Origin of the sequence: Mucilaginibacter sp. SG564 (genome assembly GCF_013149275.1) — a bacterium.
Classification (GTDB): domain Bacteria; phylum Bacteroidota; class Bacteroidia; order Sphingobacteriales; family Sphingobacteriaceae; genus Mucilaginibacter.
In genome coordinates, this window is sequence record NZ_JABGNA010000001.1 from 453419 (window position 1) to 476745 (window position 23327).

Here is a 23327-nt window from a genome sequence, read left to right on the forward strand (position 1 = left end):
AATGCCCCTCGTAACAAAAAAGGTCGTTGGACTGCTGTTGCTATCGCTTGTTTTAATTTCCAATACAAAAGCGCAAAACAAGTCGAATTTATCATATGTAAACCCTTTCATCGGCACTACCAAAAGTGGTGTACCTACCCATTGGGGTGGTGATGGTGGTACGTATCCTGGCGCAGTATCTCCATCAGGATTTATCCAGATCAGTCCGGAAACACGGGTTAGCGGAGCAAGAGGGTATAACTATGCCGATTCATCCATTTATTATTTCAGCTGTTTAGGCCACCATAGTGGTTTTCCCGAAGGTTCGGCGGGGCGTTTATTTATTATGCCTATAATAGCCGGACAAGGTTTTGAACCGGGCATTTATAAGAGCCGTTTCTCGCACCAGAATGAGATCGCGAGTCCAGGATACTACCGGGTAAAATTCACCAATAATCATATCATAACCGAAGCAAGCACATCTACCCGCACAGGTATACTGCGGTTTACATTCCCTGCTAAAACAAAAGCACAGATCTTTATAGGTAATACAGGGGATATAAACGTTGTCTCCGGAAAAATTATACATGGCGCTGCTTTGAATACGGTGATCAATTTTAGTGAAGCTTTTAATGAAAAGAAGCAAGTAAAAGACGGTTACCTATTTACCTTTAAAACAACTGCCTTGGCAAAAGTTATTGAGTTAAAGCTGAGCACATCAACAGTGGACTTCGCGAGTGCTCAACACAATATCGATAAAGAAATAGCTCAACTCAGTTTTAAGGCCTTTGCTGCACGCACGGCCAGTGATTGGAGTAAACAATTATCTACTGTTGATATTATAGATAGCAACGAAAACAATAAGACCATATTTTATACAGCCCTTTACCATTCGCTACTGATTCCCTGGGTAATTTCTGATGTGGATGGGAATTATAGGGGTGAGGACGGTGTTGTTCACCATGCTTCGGGTAAGTATCAATACGGCGGGTTTTCTCCATGGGATACCTTCCGGTCGCTGCACCCTTTGTTGAGTTTATTGTATCCCGAAAAGCAGAAGGACGTCATCTTGTCCATGCTGGATATTTATAAGCAAACCGGCCATTTACCCACCGAAAGCATGACCGGTAACCACGCGATCCCCATTATTGTAGACGCCTATTTAAAAGGTATCACCGGCTACGATAAAGCGTTGGTTTATAAAGCCATGAATAGTAATATTATTGATTCGCCTTTTGTGCAGAAGGATATGAGCATATATCACCGTTTAGGTTATGTGCCGTATACCAATTCAGAATCGGTTACCCGTACGGTAGAGTATGCTTATGATGATTGGGCACTATCGCAATATGCCAAACTGGTCATGAACAACGAGGCAGACTATCAGCTTTTGCAACAAAGAGGTCTCAATTACCGGAACCTGTTTCATCCTGATGATTTGTTTATGTTACCCCGGGCTGGAAATGATTTTAAGGTGAACCCGGGCATGTCTGGCTACAAAGAGGGCGACAAGTGGGTGTACTCATACTTTGTACCTCACAATGCCAAGGACCTGGTTAACCTGATGGGCGGTAATAATGCCTTTGCCAATTGTTTAGATTCTGCTTTAAGGAATGATGTAATATTGTTTGATAATGAAACGGTTATACATGTTCCTTATCTGTTTAATGCAGCTGGCAGGCCCGATCTTACACAAGCCTGGTGCCGGGATATTATGCTGAAACGTTATCAAAATAATCCGCAAGGGTTGCCGGGGAATGATGACCTTGGAGCGATGTCGAGCGCTTATATATTTAATGCATTGGGGATATTTCCCATGAGTCCGGGCAAACCGGAATATGCTATTGGCGCGCCCTTGTTTCAATCGGTAACCCTGCATTTGGCAAATCATAAAACATGGACAATTGAGGCTAAAAAACAATCGGCTGGCAACAAATATGTAAACTCATTAATTGTTAATGGTAAGGCATATGAACAATTGGTTTTGCCCCACGCGACAATTACCGGTGGCGGAGCAATGCAGTTTACTATGAGCGATAAGCTGCAAAAATGGCCTGCCGATAAAAATCCCATCATATTATCGGAGACTAAAACGGCATCGGATATAAAAATTATCAGCTATAACTTGCAAAAAACAAGAGTCGAACCGAATGAGCAGTTATGGTTGCGGTTTACAGTGCAAAACAGGGGCTCGGCCGGTACTAAGAATATCAGGATATATGCTGATGGAAGGGTTGTCGCCAGCAAAAACTATCTTATTCCGCAAGGAAGCACAGTCGCTGATTCTATCAGCTGCAGATTATATAGATTAGGAAAAACAAAAGTGAGCCTGAATGAGGCAGGCGATGATATGGTAGAGGTTATTGAACCTAAACAACAAGTACAACATCCTTTTGAAATATCAGGAATCGAGGCTAAACCATTGATACATCGCGACAGCCAGCAGCAGATCGGTTACACCATTAAAAATCTGACTGGTAGGGATCAATCATTTTCTATCCCTGTAAAGTTGAATGACTCTCTTTTATATACTGATCATCTACAGCTTGCCCCAGGAGAAAGTAAGATGCAGAATCATCAGTTTGAAGATAAAGTAAATGGTATTAAAATATTGCTGATCAACAATATATCATCAATATATAAAGTATTTAGTGATGATGCGGGTTCGCTGCTGCTTGATCTTACGCTCGTTGCAAAAGATAATGATCAGCTTATTGCAGATCATTCGGGATTTGAGAACAACGCGCATATCATTCAGCCCAAGCGCGTGGAAATCGGAAAAGGAAAAAGGTTACTGCTGGGTGATGATCGCTTCGTTGAAGTACCTAATGCGCCGAGCCTGGATAAGCTTGGGCAAACTATTACCATGATGACCTGGGTTTATCCCGAAGGAAAAGAAACTGGGCTTACGGATATGCTTACCAAAGGCGATACCCATGTTTTACAAATGAATAATAACGAAACGCTTACCTTTTTTGCCGGTGGCTGGGGACGCGGCGATTGTACAGTAAAACTACCTGCAAATTGGAAACAGAATTGGCACCATATAGCAGGTGTTTGCAATGGTAATATTTTGTTTCTCTACATTGATGGTAAATTGGTAGGTATGTCAACGGTAGAAGGGCCAGTGAATCTATCTGTGGCCAATAAATGGCAGATAGGACGGAATGAAGAGTTTCCGTCAGAGCGGATATTTCATGGCTATATGGACGGTATCAAAGTTTTTGCCCAACCGCTTTCAACCGCCGGAATCCAGGAAATTTTTAACAAGGAGCAAAGTCTTTATAAAGACAAGCCTGAAAACTGAACCTATTTAAGCCGATACCGGAACCTCCACCTGTTTGGACATATACTTCCTTAATTTCCTGATCGGGAAATAAGTAAAGATGATGGAATAGGCGGCCGCCAGCGAACCATCCAGATAGGCCATTATTGGTCCGTTGAATTTATAATGAGCAGGTAAGCTTACTTGTGCTATTAACATTACAGCTAAAACAATCAGAAAACTACCAACGCCATTGATAATGGCTGTTTGCATGGCAAATCTGTTTTTATTCAGATCGTCACTAATTGTCAGGTCAAGCACTCCTTGTTCAACGGCCAGGATCGTTTTTTTGAGGATATCGAGGCTGAGTATAAAGGGTAAAAATAACGACATGGGCAGTGTAAGCCTCGCCATACTTTGTTCGCCTTCAAACAGATGGGTATAGCCTAATTTGGCAAAGCTGGCATAAGCAATGATGGTATTGAAGAAAATATTAGGAATGATGTATTGCAGCAGTTTCTTTTGTACAAACCGTCGTAAGGTAGTTTTTTGTATTGGTTTTTCAGGCATGCGTTAATTGCTGTAAGTTGGCAAATAATAGTTCCATTGCGGCATCTTTTATTTTCAATGCTTCGGTCTCCTCCAGGAAATTATCGTTTGACATAAAAGTAAAATCCATCTTGTTTTTAAAAGTGGTTGTTACCAACGTATTAGGATTGCGCCATGGAAATGCCACCGTTGGACTGTAAATAGTTTCCACTTCAAAATTCTGGTACTTCTCTGCAATAGGAAGCCTGCCCATGTTTGATAGCGTAACATCGTGCGATCCATCCGTGGACTTTAAAAATTTCACCATCCTGTTCACTGTTTTGTGCATGTATTCGCCCATCCATAACATTTCATAGGCGTTCATGGTTTCGATTTTGGCAGTCAGATCAGTTTTTATTTTACGAGCCTGTTCCCAAAAATCCATATTGGGATTTTTTTTATCAATAGTCAACTCCACAATAGGCGCAAAGGCAAACATCGTATCCGCTTTTATCTCGGGTATAAAACGCCTGATATCTACCGGGCTGATCAGCTTACCGCGGGCCTTAGCTCCTCTTACTTTTTGAAATGCCTTGAGAAAAGCCACACATAAAGCCGCGTGCATTGATGTACCTGCATTTTTAGTAGCTTCGGCTATGGCAAGAGTTTGTTCTTCATCCACTTTCCAATGTATGGCGTAGTTTCTGCCGGTTCCAAATTTGTTACGGGTGTTCTTAAGCAGAAAAAATAACCGGCCTAAAAACGAATAGATCCTGCCTTTGCGTTTGTTTTTAGCGATATCAAAGCTATCGGGCATTAATTCCTGTACCGAATTGAATGGTATATAGGTATCCAATTCCTGTGCCGGGTTATCCAGCAGGCTTAATATCTCGCTAAGCAAAGCTACACAGGTGCCTCCGTCGCAAACACAATGCGGCATCACCAGTAAAAGCTCTGATACAGCAGCTGATCTTATCCATACCACGCGCGCCAGCGGTACATTGTCGCCGTCAAATAACTTATACCATTCTGTTTCCGATTCCTTTAGCCAATCGTTGTCGGTAAGGCGCTCAGCTATACGTACCGGGATCGATCGTACATATTCATTGGTAACAAAATAGGGGCCGCCTTCCTGTTCTTCGTCTATACCTACCCTTAGTAACGGATGTTTTTGCTGAACCTTTGCCAGGGCGGTATGCAGATTCTCGGGATTGATGCTCCCGGCTATTTTAACGGCAAACACACAATTAAGCGGCGTAGAAGCATCTACGTGCATAATTCTTTCCACCATCATTAGTTTTCTCTTCATGCTACGGCTACCGCTATATGATTAATCTGTTCTTTGATCATGGCTATCATTTTATCTTTTATAGCCAGGGCATCTTCGTAAGGAACAAAGCCCTCGCTGGCAATAAATGAAAAATCCATTTGGCCGCGGTAAGTAGAGGTTACCATGGTGGTTGTGTTACCCAATGGACCGATCACCGCCGGACTGAATATAGTTTCCAGTTCAAACGAGCGGTATTGATGCGGGATATCAACCTTACCAAGGTTAGAAAACATACAATCGTTAGTTGATTTTCCGTTTTTTAGCAGGTTGGTAAAATTATCCATCGCAGAGTGTGCCGATTCCATCATCATCATCGTAGCATAAGGATCAAGTTTGGCTGACTTTTGATCAACATCTTTCTGCATAGCCTTAATATTATCTAAAAAACTCAAACCAGCATGAGCCGAAACCACGATCATCAAACCGAACGCGAATATCTGGTCTTTCTTGATCTCGGGAGCGAATCTGCGGATATCAACCGGGCATGATACCTTGTTATGCGCCTGGTCTTTTCTTACCTGCTTAAAGGCATCCAACAATACCCCGGAAAGCATGGTGTTTACCGTTATGCCTGCCGATTTACAATAAACTATCAGCTCTTTGCTGATCGCTTCATCAAATTTCCAATGTATGAGATAATCCCTTTTCCTGTCGATGCCGTTTTTTTTCACTGGTATCAGCTTCAGCGCTACAGCGGCAAGGCCACCAATGAATTTAGCCTTTAATTGTTTGGTTTTGTTATTTAAAATAGCCGATGGAATAATATCTTCTACACCTTTTATCGGGTCTTCTTTGCCGATATCTGCAGCCGGATCATCCAAAATCTGCAGCAATTCGGCTAATATGCTCATGGCCGAGCCACCATCGCATAAACAATGGTGAATGGTAATGATCATGTCAGATACGGTTTCATCCTTTATCCATACTACACGTAAAAGCGGACCTTTGGCCGTATCAAATGGCGTAAGCAATTCCCTCATTGATTCTGCCTGCCAATCGTTATCACTTAAGCGGTTCTCAATTCTTACCGGAATCTTAACTGGTTTGGTTTCATCAATAATAAACCAGGGCCGCTGCTTACTATCATTTTGCACAAAGGCATTTAGCCAGGGATGTTTTTCCTGTACTTTTCCTAAAGCGAAATGTATATCGGCCTCTGCAAAAACGCCGCGCAGCCTGAATGGTATAACACCATTGAAAGGCAGCGTACCGTCGCCATGTAACATTCTTTCGCCAAATAGTAGTTTTCTTCTCATGCCACACTAAGTTCTTCCGTTGTTCCGGTTAATGTTGAAATTGTTTCCATCATTTTATGTTTGATAGCCATCGCGTCTTCATATGTCAGGCTTCCTTCATTGCTGATGAACGAAAAATCCATCTCTCCGCTATAAGTGGTTGTGGTAAACGCTGTAGCGTGCCCTTCAGGGACCATAACCGATGGGCTAAATATGGTTTCCACCTCAAATTGTTTATAATGCTGCTGAATGTCCAGCTTACCCAGGTTAGAAAACATGCAATCTTTATTGGCTTTTTGATTACGTAGAAACTTGATTATTTTACGTAAAGATCCGTGGGCCGCCTCTAACAGCATAATGAGTTTATACGGATCAAGCTTGGTCATTTTGTGCTCGATATCTTTTTGCATAGCCCGCGCGTTGCTGAAAAAGTCGAGACCCGGAAAAGTGGTTACCAGTATCATTAAAGGAAAGGCAAAGATGTTGTTCTTTTTTATCTGCGGGTTAAAATTGCGGATATCAACCGGACACATGATCTTGTTAAGCGCTTTTTTGGGCAGAACCTGCTTAAAGGAATCTAAGAGAATAGCGCACATGATGGTGTTTACCTTGATGTTTTCGGCTTTGCAGCAGGCCAGCAGGGCCGAGCTAAGCTCTTTATCCAGTCGCCAATGGATCAGGAAATCTCTTTTTTTCTCTACCGGTTTATCCTTAGCTGGTATGAGTGATAAGGCTATGGAAGCCATACCAAACAGCAATTTGGCCATAAACTGGTGGATCTTATTATTCAGCATCGCCGGCGGAACAATATCTCCAATATCGGCTATGGGGACTTCGACAGCTATGCGGGCATCAGGATCATCCAGGAATTGTAAAAACTCTTCGAGCATAACCAATGCCGAACGGCCATCAAAAAGACAATGATGCATCACCAGCAAAAATTCTGAAACCGGTTCGCCTTTGATCCATACCAGGCGCATCAGCGGTTCCTGGTAGCTGTTAAAAGGTACCGACCACTCTTTTACCGATTCTGTTTGCCAATCATCACTGTCTATACGTTCCATAATACGTAGTGGGATATTAACCGGGTGTTCGTCATCAACTACAAACCAGGGCTCTCCATTCTTATCATTTTTCACCACCGCATTCAGCATGGCGTGTGTTTTTTGCAGACTTGCCAGCGCAAGCCGGATGTCTGTTTCTGAAAAATTACCGCGTACTCGTACCGGTAAAAGCGCGTTAAATACGTAGTTCCCATCTCCATGCATAACGCGTTCAATCAAAAGTAATTTTCTTCTCATAGGCAACAAATTGTGATAAAAGGTTTAGGTTGGTGGTTAGTTCAAAGGCGCCAGGACAGATTCTGCCGCGGCAAAATCTTCCAATAGCTGTACAGCCTTATCATTACCACCGGCGGCTACAAAGGTTTCATTTACCTTTATGGCAGCCTCCCGGTATTTCGGGTTTTGTAATAGCTCAAAAACGGTATCGCGCAGATCAGCAATACGCAAGCGCTTATACCGTATACTCACACCGGCACCTGAGTTCTCGATCAGTTTTGCAGTGTGGAAATGATCATAAGCGATAGGGGTGATCAGCATAGGTAATCCATTGATAAACGTATCATTTACCGTGTTGAAACCACCATGGCAGATCACGGCGTCCATATGCGGCATCAGTTCGGTTTGAGGTACAAAGCCGTTTACGATAAAATTATCGGGCCATACCTCAAAAATATCAGGATTGGTGGCGGCTACTATAGTTACCGGCTGATCTGCAAAAGCGGTTATCAGTTTCTGGAAAAATTCCTTGCGGATGTCAACCAGTAACGTACCTAATGATACAAATACCTTTGGTGTGGTAGCTTTTGCCAGCCTTTCCCAATCAAAAGCGGCATTGTTGGGCCTGCCTTTTACAGGGCCAACAAATTTCATGTGCGGTGATACTTCATCAAAACCAGCAAAGGCCTGCGAAGTAAATACCATGTTGAGCTTGTGGGAGTGGATAACGATCTCATCGCCATAAACACCAAACTCCTGCTGCAAGCCTTTTACCAGGTTTTGCTGCCATTCAAAAATTTTAGGTGCGCTGTTGGCGGTATCGCCCATCACATCTGGTGGTACAGGTGTAGTGGTTACCGATGGGATGCCTTTGATGTGGGCGCACAGGGCGCCTGCAAAGGTGATACAATCGTTAATGATAACATCGGGTTTCCAGGCATCTACAAAATTGCTTAGTCCGGGCATCATGATACGGGCAAAGGGCACGTAAGTTTCTTCCAAAGCCAGTTTCATCACCTCCGGACCTGAACAGGCAGGGCCATCATCCTGGCGTTTCAGGATCCGGTTTATTTCATCCAGATGCTCCTCTAACTCAGCCGCGGGATATATGAACTCGCCGCCTGCAGGGATGTGTTTATCGGCCAGTGGTGTAATACCCAGCCATTTTACTTCATGACCGCGGGCAATAAGACTTGCACCAATACTTAATGTTGGACTGATATGCCCGAAAAATGGTGGAACAACAAATAAAAACTTTGCCATGGTAGATTGATGATGATATTGTTAGTTTTTTAATACTTCCAAAGATTGTTTTGACGCGACCTGCTCCAGCAGGTCGGCCGCAGTTGCTGTGCCGCCAGCCTCCAGGAATGATTGTTTGATCACTTCTGCTGATTCTTTATAAGCAGGGTTATTCAGTACGGTGTTAACGGCTTCTTTCAGGTGATGGGCTTTAAAGCGGTTAAAGTTTAAGCGCTCACCGGCACCTGTGCGCACCACACGGCCAGCCACATGTGACTGATCATAGGCAATAGGGATTACCACCATAGGTAAACCATTTGACAGTGTTTCGCAAACAGTGTTGTGACCACCATGACAAACTACGGCATCCAAATGAGGCAGCAGATCGAGCTGGGGTACGTGGCGCTGTACAATAAAGTTGGCGGGCCATTGCTCAAACAGGTCGGGGTCAGAAACCACAACTGCGGTAATATCCTCGTTGCCAAAGGCTTCTATCACTTTGCTGAAGAAACTCTTTTTATGCTCGTGGTCAAAAGTTGTGCCTATGCTTATCAGTATTTTAGGATTGTTGCTCTCTTTTAGTTTATCCCAATCAAATGCCGTTTTGGTAGCCGGGCGATTGATCACCGGGCCGGTAAAACGGAAGTTTGGCGTTAATTCCATATCGCCAAAAAAGGCCTGCGAAGTAAGCACCATGGTTAGCAGGTCAGAACAAACAATAGGAGTAGGAACGTCAACCCCAAACTCCTGCTGTAAACCTATTACCTGGTTCATTTCCCATTCATGTACTTTAGGCAGTTCCTCCATTACTTTGATAGCAGCAGGTGCAGTTACCGATGTAGCATAGGGCAGCCCCTTATTGGTAGCTGCAATAGCACCCGCGAACATCTGATGGTCGGTGATCACCAGGTCTGGTTCAAATTGGTCGAGCAAATGGATAATGCCATCATAGCTATGACGGTTAAGGGGGATCAACACTTCCTCGTACAGGAATTTGAGACTATCAATCCCGTATACTATTTTTTTGGTGATGATGTCCAGGTATTGCTCGCTTTCCCGTTTCTGTTCGTCGTTTTCGTCGTAACTGATGTGCAGCAGTTCGCCGCCTTCCGGAAGCCTGGCAGCCAGTGATTCGTCGAGCGTTATCCAGCCTACGCGGTGGCCGCGTTCCAGTAAAACAGCGCCCATGCTTAAAGTAGGGTTGATATGCCCGGTTAAAGGAGGTACTATAAATACAAACTTTGCCATAGGTATAAGTTTTTCGCGGGTAAAGTTTAGTTCCTGAAAAATGTATTGATCATATTAGCGATCAATACAGGTTCTTGTATCGGTATGTTATGGTCACCAGGAACCGGGGTTAGTTCTGATGTTTTTATCTTTTCATTGAGCTCTTTGCCGGTTTCCAGGCAATTGGAATCTGCTCCGTAAAGCAACAGCGTATCTTTGTTCAAAAGGGCAACCTCCGGCTCGTCCAGAAAATCCTTTTCGGCTATCATATCACTTTTGATACTGGTTTGGTAAAACAGGTATTCATACATGCGGTGGTTACGTTCCATCTGCCGTTTACCCATTTTTACCTTGGTGGTATCGGTAAAGTTCTCTACGTAATGCTCCAAAAACTCACGACTGTAATCGTCAATAATACCACGTGCTTTCTCGTCCTTTGGATCAGGTGCTTCAATAACTACGAGCTTCTTTACCTTATCCGGGAAACGCAGCGCCATTTTCAGAGCGATCAACCCGCCAAAGCTGTAACCGGCCAGATGCACCGTGTTCAAGTTCAGCGCTTCCATCAGACCGTTCAGGTCATCGGTCATGCTGTTGAGGTCGTAACCGTGAAGGGTACGTTCGCTCATGCCATGGCTTTTCAGATCGTACATCACCACGTGGAAATGCTCGGCCAGAATGGGGGCGATATTAAAATAATAAACAGAGAGGTTACTAAACATGCCATGAACCAGCAGCACGGTTTCGGCCGCGCCTTTGTTAAGCTCCTGGATATGCACATCCCTGTTATTTACTTTGATTACTGGCATTCGTAAATGTAATTGATGATCATACCTAAGTTCAGATTGATGAGCTGATCAAGATCCATGGATGACAACCAGCCGGTAAAATCGATCTGGTCACCAAAATGGGCTTTAATTTTTTCGGAAAAAGACACGATCTCGATGCTGTCCATTTCAAGGTCTTTGGTGAATGAACTTTCGGTAGTGATATCCATTTCCTCCACAAATTCCTCACCTATAACTTCGGTGATGAATTGCTTCATCAGATCAAATATTTCTTCTTTGTTTAGTTTTCCTGTTGATGCTACTGTGTCCATCCGATTATGTAGTTTTTATGTTTTAATGTTTTGATGTAAATGTCTTTAATGCGCAGTTCGTCGCCTTTAATCTCCTCAACTACGTATGCTTTGGGGTTACCTTGCAGGCCTTTGCCCAGGTATTTGCCATAAGCTTCCTTGGCCACCCAGAAACGGGTTGCCCATTCGGCTGCATCCTTGTCTTTTAACAGGGCTGTTTCAGTTTCGGTAAATACCATGTCAAAAAAGCCTGTGCCGCGATTTTCGATGGTTTCCATGTCGATACCCACCGGTTTATCATATTGGGCAATACCTACGGCATCTGTTCCTTTATGGGCAATGGATATGTGGATACCATCGGCAAGGCCACCACTTGGATAGGGCTTACCCAGCTCATCAGCCTTTATTTCGAAGGTGATAGGGTAGCAGGCCTGTTGTTTTTGTTTGTTGAGCAGGTTCCTCACAGCATCTTTTACCGCCACGCGACTGATCATCCAGATCTTGCGCTTGTTTGGCATCAGCGTGTTGTGGTGTTTTTTCTCGTCCTGGTTGAAATAACGTTTCAGGATAAAATCCCAGGATACCACGCGTGAGTAAGCCTGATGGAACATAAATATACCCGGCGCTATCTCTTCTGATAAACGGTTGTGCAATGGCGACATGGATACGTTCCACAGTGGTTCGTCAATTTCCAACCGTCGGTTTTGCCAGCCGGTGATGATGGCCCAGATCTTGCCGTTACGCTTCATCACAAAATCGGCAGTGGCAAATTCATCATTCAGTTCGGTGAGTACGCAGGTACACTCAAACTGACCTTTCTGGTCTTCCATTGGTTCAAAAAACTCGATCTCCTGAATTTTTACCGGGAATGCGATACGGTCTTTGGTGAGCGTTAATTGCAGCCATAAACCGAACAGTTGTCCGGCGTTATCCAGCAGGGAGCCTTTACCGGCATCGCCTTCAATAATACCGGTGATACCTTTTTTGCCTACAGCCGTTAGGGAACGAATACCCTGGTAACGCGGGCCATGGAACATATGCGCGTCATAGATCTGCTCGGCAGTGCGCTGGATGTCCAGCAGTTCGCCTACATCAAAACGACGGTCTGGTGCCGGGCTAAGCTCGCGGGCCAATTGTACTTCGGCATTGGCAAATTTATCCAGGTCGAGGTAAACGCGTTGCTGATCTTTCCATTCGCCTTTAACAGTTTCGCGGAAAGGTTTTACTACGTTCATCCATTGGAATACCTTAATGTTCATGATCTTTTGCACCTGTTCGCCGGGTGATTGTTCGGCAGCTATTTCGCCAAACATCTCAAATATCATGGTCATCGGTATCACCGGATCCATATCTTCTACGCAATGCCAGCCTTTTGGCTGACGCAGCAGGGAGTGGTCTATCAGGTAAGGGCAGTTATCCAAACTAACATCCAGTTGTTTAGAAAAAGGAACCCTTTTTACCGGAGCATCAGTAGTTATTTGCGGCGGAGCCACGGGTGGTGGTGCCTGAACAGGTATTGATTTTGTCGTAGCTCGTACCACCGGTTGTGCAGGCCTGTTCTGGAAAAGCTGTAGCATCTCGTTCTGTATGCTCACCATTTCGGCCACGTTTTCGCTGAAGGCCCGCATAATCGGATCAGCAACGTCAACCAGCATAGCTTCGTGATTTACCGGTACCTGCTGTTTAACCGGGGCAAGATTTTTAAGCCCGGTCAGGTTATGTACAATGGGCGAACCCAGTTCCAGTTTGATACCTTTTGTAGCAGCGGGTGAAGAGGTTTTTTGGCGACCCATAAAGTCAAGCGCAACCTCTTTACCTTCCACAAACAAGGCTGCCAATACCCGTTGCAATTGGTTTAAGCCAGGGCGCGTGGGTACGTTTGATGCTATAGTACTAAAGCTTTGGCCTTTTAAAGTATCGTCAATAAAACCTATCAAACCACCCGAGCCAACTTGTATAAAAACACGGGCGCCTTCGCTGTATAGTTTCTCGGTAAGCTCACGGAAACGTACCGGTTTGATCAAGTGCTCGGCGCTCAGTTGCCTGATGGCCTCAAAACCCTCCGGATAAAGCTCCAATGTAGTAGCCGACCACAGCGGCGTAGTTGTTTTGCGGAACTGCATGTTGCGCATCCCATCCAATATCAGGTCCAGCTTATCGGCCACAAAAGGGGAGTGGAAGCCTGATTGAAATGGCAGTATCTGGTGAAAGATCTGTTTGGCTTTTAATATCGGCACCAACTCATCCAACGCGGGTTTGCTGCCGCAAAGGATCACTTGCTGCGGGCAGTTATCGTTCGATAGGTATACATCTTTAATCCCGGCCATAATAGGCTCCAGCTGATCAATACCGCAACCTACTGCTATAAAGCGAGAGTCTTTTAGTTCGAATGTTTCCGGGTTCAATACATCCAGCAGTTCCAGTACCGAGCTTTCTTCGGCCAGTTCAGATGAACGGGCAGCCAACCACTCGCCCAGGCTATGCCCGGCGTTCATATCCGGTTTTACGCCCAGTTGTTTCAGGGCGGTATCCAGGATGCTGCTTTTATTGAGTATGCCTAAGGCTTCACTCAGTAAGCCATCGGCTTTGGTGTCATTATCCGGTGTGATGTTAAAATAATTGGCTACGGTAGTTACTTCGCCACCTGCTAAACCGTCAAGGCCTGGAAATACAAAGGCCACCTTACCGCCATCGTTCAATAAAGGGGCATTGGTGTACCAGATATCCTGTTTGTTGCGCCATGGATTGTTTTTGGCAGCTATTTTGGTTGCTTTCTTTATTCTTTCGGGTGTTGGGTCGAACAAGGCTATACGGAAATTGCCTTGGCCTTCGCTGAAGTCTCCTGTTTCCAACGCGGTGATCAGTGCCTCGTGCGTTTCACGGGCCAATAATAATACCTCGTCCTTTTTAGGCGCATTAAAGCCTTCCAATACCACGTGAGCATTAATGCCGCCAAAACCAAAGGCATTTACACCGGCAAACTTGGGTAAACCAGATGCCGACCAACTACGGGATGCCTGTACCGGTGAAAACCGGGTTTTTTCCATTTGAGCCAAAGGCGTTTCGCAATGCAGGGTTGGCGGCAAAGTATCATGATACAAAGCCAGGCAGGTTTTGATAAAACCAGCAATACCCGCGGCAGGCATGGCATGACCGATATTTGATTTTACCGAACCGATTCCTGCATCAGGCAGTTCGGGATGGTAGCCAAAAAACTGGGCCAGGGTTTGCAGCTCGGTCTTGTCGCCCAGTGGGGTACCTGTACCGTGCGCTTCCAGGTACCCAATTTTATCTGTGGGAATACCTGCATTTTCCCAGGCCTGCTCAATGGCCTTAAGCTGGCCTTTTACCGCAGGGCTCATTACGCTGGTGCCGCTGCCATCGCTGCTGACACCAATACCTTTTATAACTGCGTAAATTTTGTCTTTATCGTTTATGGCATCTTCCAGGCGTTTTAAAACCACAAAACCACAGCCTTCGCCAATGATCAGGCCATCGGCAGCAGCATCAAAAGGTTTTATTTTTTCCTGGCGGGATAGAGCTCCCAATTGCGAAAATATACTCCAGAAAGCAGCGTTTTGCCCGGTGTGCACACCACCGGCTATCACCATATCGCAACGGCCGCTGTTCAGTTCTTGTACACCATGATCGATAGCAATGAGTGAACTGGCACATGCAGCATCCAGAGTGAATGCCACACCGCCCAAATTTAAGCGGTTAGCCACCAGCGATGCTACCAGGTTGGGGATAAGCCCCATGGCGGTATCGGCGCTAAAACGCCCCTTGCGTAGTTGGAATTCCTGTTTTACTTTTTCTACTTCGGCATCGCCCAAGCCGGGTAATATTTCTTTTAATAAGGAAGCGATCTGCTCGCCGGTACGTACTATCTCAATGGCACGGGTTGCACCGGGACCGGTATAATTACCTTTACCAATGATAATCCCCGTTTTATCCAGCGTAACATTGCGGGCAAATACGCCTGCATCTTCCAATGCTTTGTAGGCCAGATCGAGCGTGAGCAGATGATCTGGCTCGGTGCCTTCAACAGCTACCGGCAGAATGCCGAAACGGCGAGGGTCAAATTCATAATCAGGAATAAAGCCGCCGCGGTTACAGTAAAAACGATCTACTGCCGACCCCTCTTTACTAAAATGCACCGGATCAATACGATCCGGTGGCACTATTTGAGTTGAGTCGACCCGGTTAATTATATTTTGCCAGAAGGTTTCTACATCGCCCGCTCCCGGAAAAATGCATGACATCCCTATTACTGCTACATCCGTTTTCTTCATATGTGGAATGTGGTTTAACCGATGTATAATTACCAGTTGTTACCTGCCATAATTAATACCTGGCTCTCTTTGCCGTATTTTAATTCATTTAAAAATATTTCACGACCATGTTGCAGCGGTATCAGCGCTATGCCACGGCGTTCGTATTCTTTTTCGAGGGTTGGCGATACCATGCCGGCACCTTTCCATGGGCCCCAGTTGATAGACATTACCTTACCATTGATGCGTTTGTTAAGCACCCATGCATATTTGTCTAACACGCTGTTAGCTGCCGCATAATCTGTTTGTCCGCGGTTACCATAAACCGAAGCGATACTCGAGAACAGGATCACGAACTGTGTTTCCGGACGCAGTTGCTCGGCCAGGATACGCAATGGTTTTACCTTGGTATCGAAAACGCGGCCAAATGATTCCGGGGTTTTGCTTTGGAATAATTTATCTTCCAGTAAGCCTGCACCGTGTACCACACCATCTATACGGCCATATATTTCATAAGTATCATCGATAAAGCTGCTCAGGCGTTGCTCATCGCACAGGTCGAGTGATTTGTACACTACGGTTGAACCACCGGCTTCCATTTGAGCGATGGTGCGCATCACCTGGTTGTTTTTGTAGATACGGGCAGTTTCCTGTTCAACTTCGGCAGGTTTTTTAATAACGCCTTGTTTGATCACGAATGCACGAATCTCATCTTTTGATTCCAGCGCGTCGGCAGCGCTTGCTTCAGCTTTTCTTGGATCGGCAGAGCGTCCCACCAGGATATAAGTACATGGATAATCCTTAGCAAAATGGATCATCAGCTCTGAAGTGATACCCTGGGCACCGCCAAATACGATCACTACCGATTTTTTATCCAGTTTAATATGTGATTCTTCCAAACCGGTGATCAGTTGCGACGGGATCAGTTCCATTACATGTCTTTGATGATCACGGTAAATCACTTCCGATGGTTTATCGGGATTAAGGATCTCTTTCAGGGTAACGTCAGCTATCTCCTCAGTGGTCATTGGCGTGCCTACGCTTACTACACGGCATTTGGTTTGTTCAAACTCGCGGTCGAGGCTTTTAAAGAAGCCTGGATAACCCTGGTAGCGTCTTAATAAGCTGATGTCCGTAAATTCATTCAGATGCAGCATGGTATCTGATATGATATAAACCCATTTTACAGTGTCAAAATCCAGTTTCTTGATCAAAGCGAAGTGATCGATTATACCTACTGTTTTTTGAGAAGCAAACATATTAAGGATGATCAACCCTTGATAGCCCTGCAGGTTACCACCGGCATACACAATATCGGCCAGTGCGCCGTGCTGTTCCAGTAAATGTTTGATCTTGATAGCCTGTATACCACCATCATCAGTAATTGCAAAGCGTTTACCTTTAATAATGGCGTCTTCGGCAGTTGCCTGTTTGGTAGGGGTAAGCTCGAAACGTAAACGTGACAATGTTTCGTCGGCTGTTGGTTCAGCTACGGGCTCTTCTATGATCTTTTTAGCTTCGGTCACCAGGCCTTCTGTTTCTGATTCAATTTCAGCAATCCAGTTGGCCAGGCCATTCAATGTTTTAATGGCTGCCAGTTTTTCCATCATATCATCTGCCTGTTCATTGGCTTTTCCAAAACCTATCTTTAGTTTCAGATCGCCGATGATCTCCATACGTTTGATCGAGTCGATGCTCAGGTCGGCTTCCATATCCAGGTCCATACCCAACATTTCCTGCGGATAACCTGTTTTATCGCTTACTACAGATAATATGGCCGCTTTCAGGTCTTCAATAGAGAATTTAACTTTTGAAGTTGTCTGCACATTAACCTCCACATTAACTGCAACAGGTGCAGCTGCGGGTGCCTGTGCTGTATTTTCATTGATCCAGTTTACCAAACCGCTCAGGGTTTTGATACCGGCCAATTGCTCCATCATGGTGTCCTCGCTTTTTTCGCTGTTGCTAAAACCGCCCAGCTCGGTGCGTAAAGTACCAATGATTTCCACCCGTTTAATAGAGTCGATGCTCAGATCGGCTTCCAGGTCCATCTCCATACCCAGCATATCCTGCGGATAACCGGTTTTATCGCTCACTACCTGTAATAATACCTGTTTAACATCTTTTTGCGCGGCAACTTGTGCTGCTACCGGTTGTGCGATAGCTTTTACTTCCTGTTTAACTTCAACAGGGGCTACCGGGATAGGGTGTTGCTGCACATAAGCTTGTTGCTGATATTGTGGCGCCTGCTGCTGGTAAATCATCGGGCTGCCCGGATTTTGTCCTAAAAAGGACATCATCACATCTCTTTGGGCCTGTATCAGCATTTTCATGCTGTTCAGGTATTCCTGCATCATCAGTTCCGCACCCGAATTTACGACGGTGTGCGTTTGTGTCGGTACTTCGTTGTTTTTCATTTTAATAGGTTCAATGATAGGTAGGGCTCCGTTAGCCGGCAGCTTTCCATTAGCAGGTATGGCTTGCTGGCCGTTTACGTACCAAACAGCAGCGCTCTTTTTGTATAAAGCTGGTTCGTCCAGGTTTAATAATTTGGCGCCGCGGCCTTCAAATAATTTCTCGATATGGATGTTACGGCCTGTAGCCATATAGTCGGCCAGCATACAAAGCAGATGGGTTAGCTTGTTGCGGCTGTTATCTTCGGCAAATAACAATACTTCGTCTTTACCCAAACAGGCTTTAGTTAAACCGGTTAATACTTTACCCGGGCCAACCTCTATAAATATCCGGGCGCCTGCGGCGTACATTTGCTGTACTTCTTCCACAAATTTTACCGGTTTTACCAGGTGATCGCTTAAGCGTTCCTTTATTTCTTTGGCTTTAACAGGGTAGGCAGCTGCGGTAGTGTTTGACCATACCGGCAAGTGCAGATCGTTAAAGTTTACACCGGCAAGTACTTCGGTATACAGTTCTTTTGATCTGGAAACCAGCGGGCTGTGGAATGCACAGGCTACTTCCAGTTTCCTGGCCGATATTTTTGCCGTTTTTAATGTTTCCATTAAGCTGTGTATGGCAGGGGTTGTACCAGCAATTACACATTGTAACGGAGAGTTATAATTAACCGGGTAAATATCTTTTAATCCCGAAATGATTTTTTGTAATTCGTCCTGAGTAGCGTTTACGGCTATCATCGCGCCCGCGTCGCCATCAACAACGGCGTCTAATATTGATTGGGCACGTTTGGCGCTCAGGTTTACCAATTCGTTTTCGTCAAACGCTCCGGCAAAACACAGGGCTGGCAATTCGCCATAGCTATGACCGGCAACCATATCCGGCTCAATGCCCAGGTTTTTCAGGAAGTTGGCCAAAGCAAGGTCAACCATACCCAGTAATGGCTGTGCCATGCGGGTATCTTTAATGGTCTCTTTCTGCTCTTTGATCAGTTCCGGATCGAAGGCTGCGTTCGGGAACAGTACTTTTTCATATTCAGGGTACTGCTTTAATAAAGTACGCATGGCCGGGAACACCACGAAAAGGTCGCGTGCCATGTTGATACGCTGACTTCCCTGACCAGGGAACATGAAGGCCACTTTACCTTCCTGTTTTTTAACTATATAAGTGTCTTTGCTTTCGATGCCTGAAAGGGCCAGTTCAACCTTCATCATCAGGTCGTCGGCATTGTCGGCAACGATGCTCAATTGTACCGGTTTGGTACTTGCAGTTGCTAAGCTAAAGGCTATGTCTCTCAGTTCGATATTGCCGTTGATCTCCAGTAAAGCTTTTACTGAGTTTAGTTTTGCTTTTGCTTCGTCGTAAGTATCACCACGGAAAACAAAAAGCTCTGAAGGCCATGATGTTAATGCAGGATTGTCTGCCGGTACCGGGGTGCCGCTTTCAATTACAGCGTGGAAGTTGGTACCCCCAAAACCGAATGCGCTTACACCAGCATAACGTTTTTCTTCCATCCATAAACCGGCTTCGGTATGGAAAGCGAAAGGACTTGTCTCCGGATTATAAAACGCGTTTGGTGATGTTAAATTGATGGTTGGTGGTTTTATACCATGATAAACCGCCAGGGAAGCTTTGATCAGTCCGGCCAAACCGGCGGCGCATTTGGTATGCCCGATCTGTGTTTTTACCGAACCCAGATGTGTTTGACCAGCAAGCGCGCCCGATTGGTTCAGCATATCGGTCAATGCGCTTAACTCGGTTTTATCACCAACTACGGTACCTGTACCGTGGGCTTCAACCAAACCTAATAACGATGGAGTGATACCGGCTTGTTCATAAGCACGTTCCAATGCACGTACCTGACCGATTTTGCGTGGAGCGGTTAAGCCCAGCGCTTTGCCGTCGCTTGATCCGCCAACGCCTTTGATCACCGCATAAACACGGTCGCCATCGCGCAGGGCATCTTCATGTCTTTTTAATACGATCATGGCAACGCCTTCGCCTAAAGCTATACCATCAGCCTCGCCATCAAATGTGGCGCAACGGCCTTTGCGGGATAGGGCATGGGTGCTCGAGAACATCAGGTAATCATTGATACCATTGTGTAAATCGGCGCCACCGGCCAGTACCATGTCTGATTTTTCGAGGAATAATTCCTGGCAAGCCAGATCAATAGCTGCTAACGACGATGCGCAGGCGGCATCTACCGTAAAGTTACGACCACCAAAATCCATACGGTTGGTGATACGACCAGAAATTACGTTGGCCAGGATACCCGGGAACGAGTCTTCAGTAGTTTTTGGCAAAGCCGCATCAACTTCGGCAGGGATCTCGCCAAATACCTGTTTGTAATATCCCCTGAAGCTGTAGCTGTTGGCCAGGTCGTTACCACCTTCGGCACCAATAATTACAGATATGTTGTCACGATCAAAATTACCGCTGCCATAACCTGCATTTTCCATAGCCTGTTTGGCTACCAATAGGGTTAACAGCTGTGTTGGCTCAATGGCGGCCAATGATTGCGGCGGGATACCAAATTCCAACGGATCAAAATCGATCTTTGGAATAAAGCCACCCCACTTGGAGTGCGACATATCATCGGCGGTAGATGTAGGATCGTAATATAAGGCTTTATTCCAGCGCTCATCAGGCACCTCGGTTACGCAATCTTTTCCTAAGATGATATTGCGCCAGTATTCTTCAATATTTTTTGCTTCAGGGAAAATACAGGCCATACCCACGATAGCCACATCAAGCGAACGCTCGGTTGATTCTGGCGCGGCAGGTAAAGCGGCTTTCTGGATATGCTGATAGTTGTTTTCGGCCACATCCTGGTGCAGTTCCAGCAGGGAAATAACCTTGTTATGCATCACGGCCACCTGGCCTATCATGTACATACCCAGACTTAACTGATCGGCCTCGTTGATGGTTACCAACTCGTCGCCGCGACGCTCGATGCCTTTGGCAGCTATACGCAGACGGCCTACGTTCAGGCTTTCCAGTTTTTCCCAGATCTCTTTTTTGTCGATACCGGCCTCTTGCAGTTTGGCTTTCTCTGTACTAAAGAAATCAGCGAAAGCGGTGTTCAGGCAGCGGGTTTCATGACCCGGTGCTGTTTCCAGCAATACAGTGTCTTTAGCTTGCAGGGCCTGCTCCTGAAATTTATCCTGAATGGCGCCGGTGATCACCGCTTCTTTAGTATATAAATAAGCGGTACCCATCAGCACACCCACTTTTACACCTTTGGCGGCCAGTGGAGCTGCCATTACGGCTATAAAGGCCGATGAAAATGCATCATGTATACCACCGGCGAAAAATACGCTGATCTCTTCGGGCTTGTCTTCTTTTAACAGGCGCTCAATTTGTTTTTCCCAAAGCACCATGCTCGATAGCGGGCCAACGTGGCCACCGCATTCACGGCCTTCAAAAACAAAGCGGCGGGCGCCTTCTTTCAGAAACATATCCAGCAGGGAAACTGAAGGAACATGTAAAAATGTTTTTATACCTGCTTTTTCAAGCGGTTTAGCCTGTGATGGCCTGCCGCCTGCAATCAATACTACGGGTGGTTTAGCTTCCAGGATGTATTGCATTTGCTCGTCGCGCAGTTCCTGTGGGGCAAACCCCAGGATACCTACACCCCAGGTTTTATTACCGGCGAGTTTCTTGGTATCCATCACCAGTTCTTTAGCGCGGGGGCCTTTTAATAACGACAGCGCGATGAATGATAAAGCGCCCGCTTCTGCCACGGCATCGGCAAATGGAGCTACATCGCTTACGCGGGTCATTGGGCCCTGGGCAATAGGATAGGTGATATTCAGATCTTTGGCTAAAGCATTGTTTGGTCTGATCACGTTTAGGGCCCGTGCCTGGTTCAGGTGGCCATACATGGCTTCTTTGATACCAAATACAAGTTTGTTTAGTTTTTTATAACGGTTAATCAGATCGGTGGCCAGGGCGATGTCCTGACCCATAGGAATATAGCTTTTATCTACCTGAAGATCGGTGAAATAAGCTTTAAGATTAGTATAAGTAGTATTATCTGGCAGGGCAGGAGAGTTTGGACGAACCAGTACCCTGCAGTTGTCGATCAGTTTGGTTTCCGTGCCACTTAGTTTGGTGCAAAGCTCTTTCAATTCTTTTGGCACAGAGCACTCCGGGAATAGTGCTAATTGGCTATCTAATATAACACCGGCTGCTCCTTGCGCAGATAACGCGGCTGCTGTATGTATACCCACACCGCCCTGCACCCAAACCGGGATATCTTTTACCTCCTGTATAACGCGCTGAAATAGGATGTATGATGATTCGTAAGCCACATTACCGGCACCTTCATTCCCTTTAATAATGATACCTGCCGCGCCTTGTGCTTTTGCCTGTTTAGCAGAAGCAAGGTCATAAACCTGGTAAACAAGCGCGGTATTTTTAGGCTGTTTGATCTTTACCCCGAATGGAGCTATGATCATGCTCACCTGCTCAGGGAGTTTGATATCGATGATGTCGGCTCCTGTAAAACAAACACCAAAATCGATTAAGCCGCGGTTTACTAAATTTTCAAGCGCAGCTTCGGCAATGGTTTTGTTGAACCCAAGACTCAGTACAGGATAAGCTCCCGCCTGATGCAGATCAAGTGCAAGCGATACATCGGGTTTTTCGAAGGGGGTTAATCCAATTATTGCACGTTTTTTCATGGTATAGGGTAGATAAAATTTTTAAATAGATGGCTATCTGCAAAAACTACCATACAAATCCCAGATGAGGATATAGAGAACACTAAATATTATGGCAGATGAAAATAATAAATCAATCTTATACTTTAATCAAAAAGTAATAATTTAATAACAAAGACATCTTAATCTTATTAATTATACAATAATACCACTATATTTTTATATTTCTGCACAGTGAATACAATGAACAGAAAAAGAACAAAATGAAAAAAAAGCCCCGGAACATATGGTAATGGCCTAATATTATGTTGTTTATCAGAGAGATTAAAGGATTTACCTCAAATAATAATGATAATTATTGGTTAATAAATAGATTCCCTTGAGTTAAATATCTTTATTCGGCGTAATTTTGACTAATTTGTTAATATTTATTTAAAGTAGAATTTACCTTGATAAAATTGCTTTAAATACGAGTGAATTAATATGTAATTATCTGATATTTAGATATTTGTATATTTATTATAAAAATAATATCTATCAAGTGTTTGGTAGCCAGATAGTTCGGAAGGGAAGAAGGTGGGGTATTCATAGAGCCTGGTATTGGTACTTTTTGAAATTTATATTGCCTGTTGCATTAAAAAATAAACTAAAGTGTAAGTATTTATATAAATCCAGGTTTTGAGAGGTGGTTTTAGAGCTATTAGCTCTGCTTTTTATTTTTTTTGCTTGTTTAAGTTCTGCTAAAACTGTGTTTTACTAGTTTAGTAAAATGCTTTGAATAGTTTATAAATAAGAAAAGGCCGCTTAAGCGGCCTT

At 44.9% G+C, this 23327-nt stretch carries 11 protein-coding genes; 1 reads left to right on the top strand and 10 read right to left on the bottom strand.

Annotation, left to right across the window (positions count from 1 at the left end):
• Nucleotide 1: 1 nt before the first annotated feature.
• Nucleotides 2-3286 carry a GH92 family glycosyl hydrolase gene (locus FHW89_RS01585; protein WP_172333253.1) on the top strand — a complete coding sequence of 1095 codons (3285 nt, stop codon included), beginning with the start codon at nt 2-4 and terminating at the stop codon, nt 3284-3286.
• 6 nt (nt 3287-3292) lie between these two features.
• Here the strand turns inward: FHW89_RS01585 and FHW89_RS01590 are convergent, their stop codons facing one another.
• The 10 genes from FHW89_RS01590 to FHW89_RS01630 are packed head-to-tail and all read right to left on the bottom strand — an operon-like array spanning nt 3293 to nt 22532.
• Complete coding sequence (locus tag FHW89_RS01590) at nt 3293-3814, bottom strand: hypothetical protein (RefSeq protein WP_172333254.1); 522 nt, start codon at nt 3812-3814, stop codon at nt 3293-3295.
• Nucleotides 3807-5081, bottom strand: a complete 1275-nt coding sequence (locus tag FHW89_RS01595) for a condensation domain-containing protein (protein WP_172333255.1) — start codon at nt 5079-5081, stop codon at nt 3807-3809. The genes FHW89_RS01590 and FHW89_RS01595 overlap by 8 nt, the downstream gene beginning before the upstream one ends.
• Nucleotides 5078-6358, bottom strand: coding sequence for a condensation domain-containing protein (locus tag FHW89_RS01600; RefSeq protein WP_172333256.1), 1281 nt, complete (start codon nt 6356-6358; stop codon nt 5078-5080). Before FHW89_RS01600 ends, FHW89_RS01595 begins: the two co-directional genes overlap by 4 nt.
• On the bottom strand, nt 6355-7638 hold the full coding sequence (locus tag FHW89_RS01605; protein WP_172333257.1) for a condensation domain-containing protein: 1284 nt from the start codon (nt 7636-7638) through the stop codon (nt 6355-6357). Before FHW89_RS01605 ends, FHW89_RS01600 begins: the two co-directional genes overlap by 4 nt.
• Nucleotides 7639-7674: 36 nt before the next feature.
• Nucleotides 7675-8880 carry a glycosyltransferase gene (locus tag FHW89_RS28610; protein WP_216650443.1) on the bottom strand — a complete coding sequence of 402 codons (1206 nt, stop codon included), beginning with the start codon at nt 8878-8880 and terminating at the stop codon, nt 7675-7677.
• Between the two features lie 21 nt (nt 8881-8901).
• Nucleotides 8902-10107, bottom strand: coding sequence for a glycosyltransferase (locus tag FHW89_RS28615; protein WP_216650444.1), 1206 nt, complete (start codon nt 10105-10107; stop codon nt 8902-8904).
• Nucleotides 10108-10133: 26 nt separating this feature from the next.
• On the bottom strand, nt 10134-10895 hold the full coding sequence (locus FHW89_RS01615) for an alpha/beta fold hydrolase (RefSeq protein WP_172333258.1): 762 nt from the start codon (nt 10893-10895) through the stop codon (nt 10134-10136).
• Nucleotides 10886-11185, bottom strand: coding sequence for an acyl carrier protein (locus tag FHW89_RS01620; protein ID WP_166086025.1), 300 nt, complete (start codon nt 11183-11185; stop codon nt 10886-10888). Before FHW89_RS01620 ends, FHW89_RS01615 begins: the two co-directional genes overlap by 10 nt.
• Complete coding sequence (locus FHW89_RS01625; RefSeq protein ID WP_172333259.1) at nt 11173-15456, bottom strand: type I polyketide synthase; 4284 nt, start codon at nt 15454-15456, stop codon at nt 11173-11175. The genes FHW89_RS01620 and FHW89_RS01625 overlap by 13 nt, the downstream gene beginning before the upstream one ends.
• A gap of 29 nt (nt 15457-15485) precedes the next feature.
• On the bottom strand, nt 15486-22532 hold the full coding sequence (locus FHW89_RS01630; RefSeq protein WP_172333260.1) for a type I polyketide synthase: 7047 nt from the start codon (nt 22530-22532) through the stop codon (nt 15486-15488).
• Between the last annotated feature and the right edge of the window lie 795 nt (nt 22533-23327).

Coding starts and splice junctions, on each gene's coding strand:
- FHW89_RS01620 (WP_166086025.1), bottom strand. CDS start 11,185: ATGGACACAGTAGCATCAACAGGAAAACTAAACAAAGAAGAAATATTT.
- FHW89_RS01600 (WP_172333256.1), bottom strand. CDS start 6,358: ATGAGAAGAAAACTACTATTTGGCGAAAGAATGTTACATGGCGACGGT.
- FHW89_RS28615 (WP_216650444.1), bottom strand. CDS start 10,107: ATGGCAAAGTTTGTATTTATAGTACCTCCTTTAACCGGGCATATCAAC.
- FHW89_RS01630 (WP_172333260.1), bottom strand. CDS start 22,532: ATGAAAAAACGTGCAATAATTGGATTAACCCCCTTCGAAAAACCCGAT.
- FHW89_RS28610 (WP_216650443.1), bottom strand. CDS start 8,880: ATGGCAAAGTTTTTATTTGTTGTTCCACCATTTTTCGGGCATATCAGT.
- FHW89_RS01590 (WP_172333254.1), bottom strand. CDS start 3,814: ATGCCTGAAAAACCAATACAAAAAACTACCTTACGACGGTTTGTACAA.
- FHW89_RS01615 (WP_172333258.1), bottom strand. CDS start 10,895: ATGCCAGTAATCAAAGTAAATAACAGGGATGTGCATATCCAGGAGCTT.
- FHW89_RS01625 (WP_172333259.1), bottom strand. CDS start 15,456: ATGAAGAAAACGGATGTAGCAGTAATAGGGATGTCATGCATTTTTCCG.
- FHW89_RS01595 (WP_172333255.1), bottom strand. CDS start 5,081: ATGAAGAGAAAACTAATGATGGTGGAAAGAATTATGCACGTAGATGCT.
- FHW89_RS01605 (WP_172333257.1), bottom strand. CDS start 7,638: ATGAGAAGAAAATTACTTTTGATTGAACGCGTTATGCATGGAGATGGG.
- FHW89_RS01585 (WP_172333253.1), top strand. CDS start 2: ATGCCCCTCGTAACAAAAAAGGTCGTTGGACTGCTGTTGCTATCGCTT.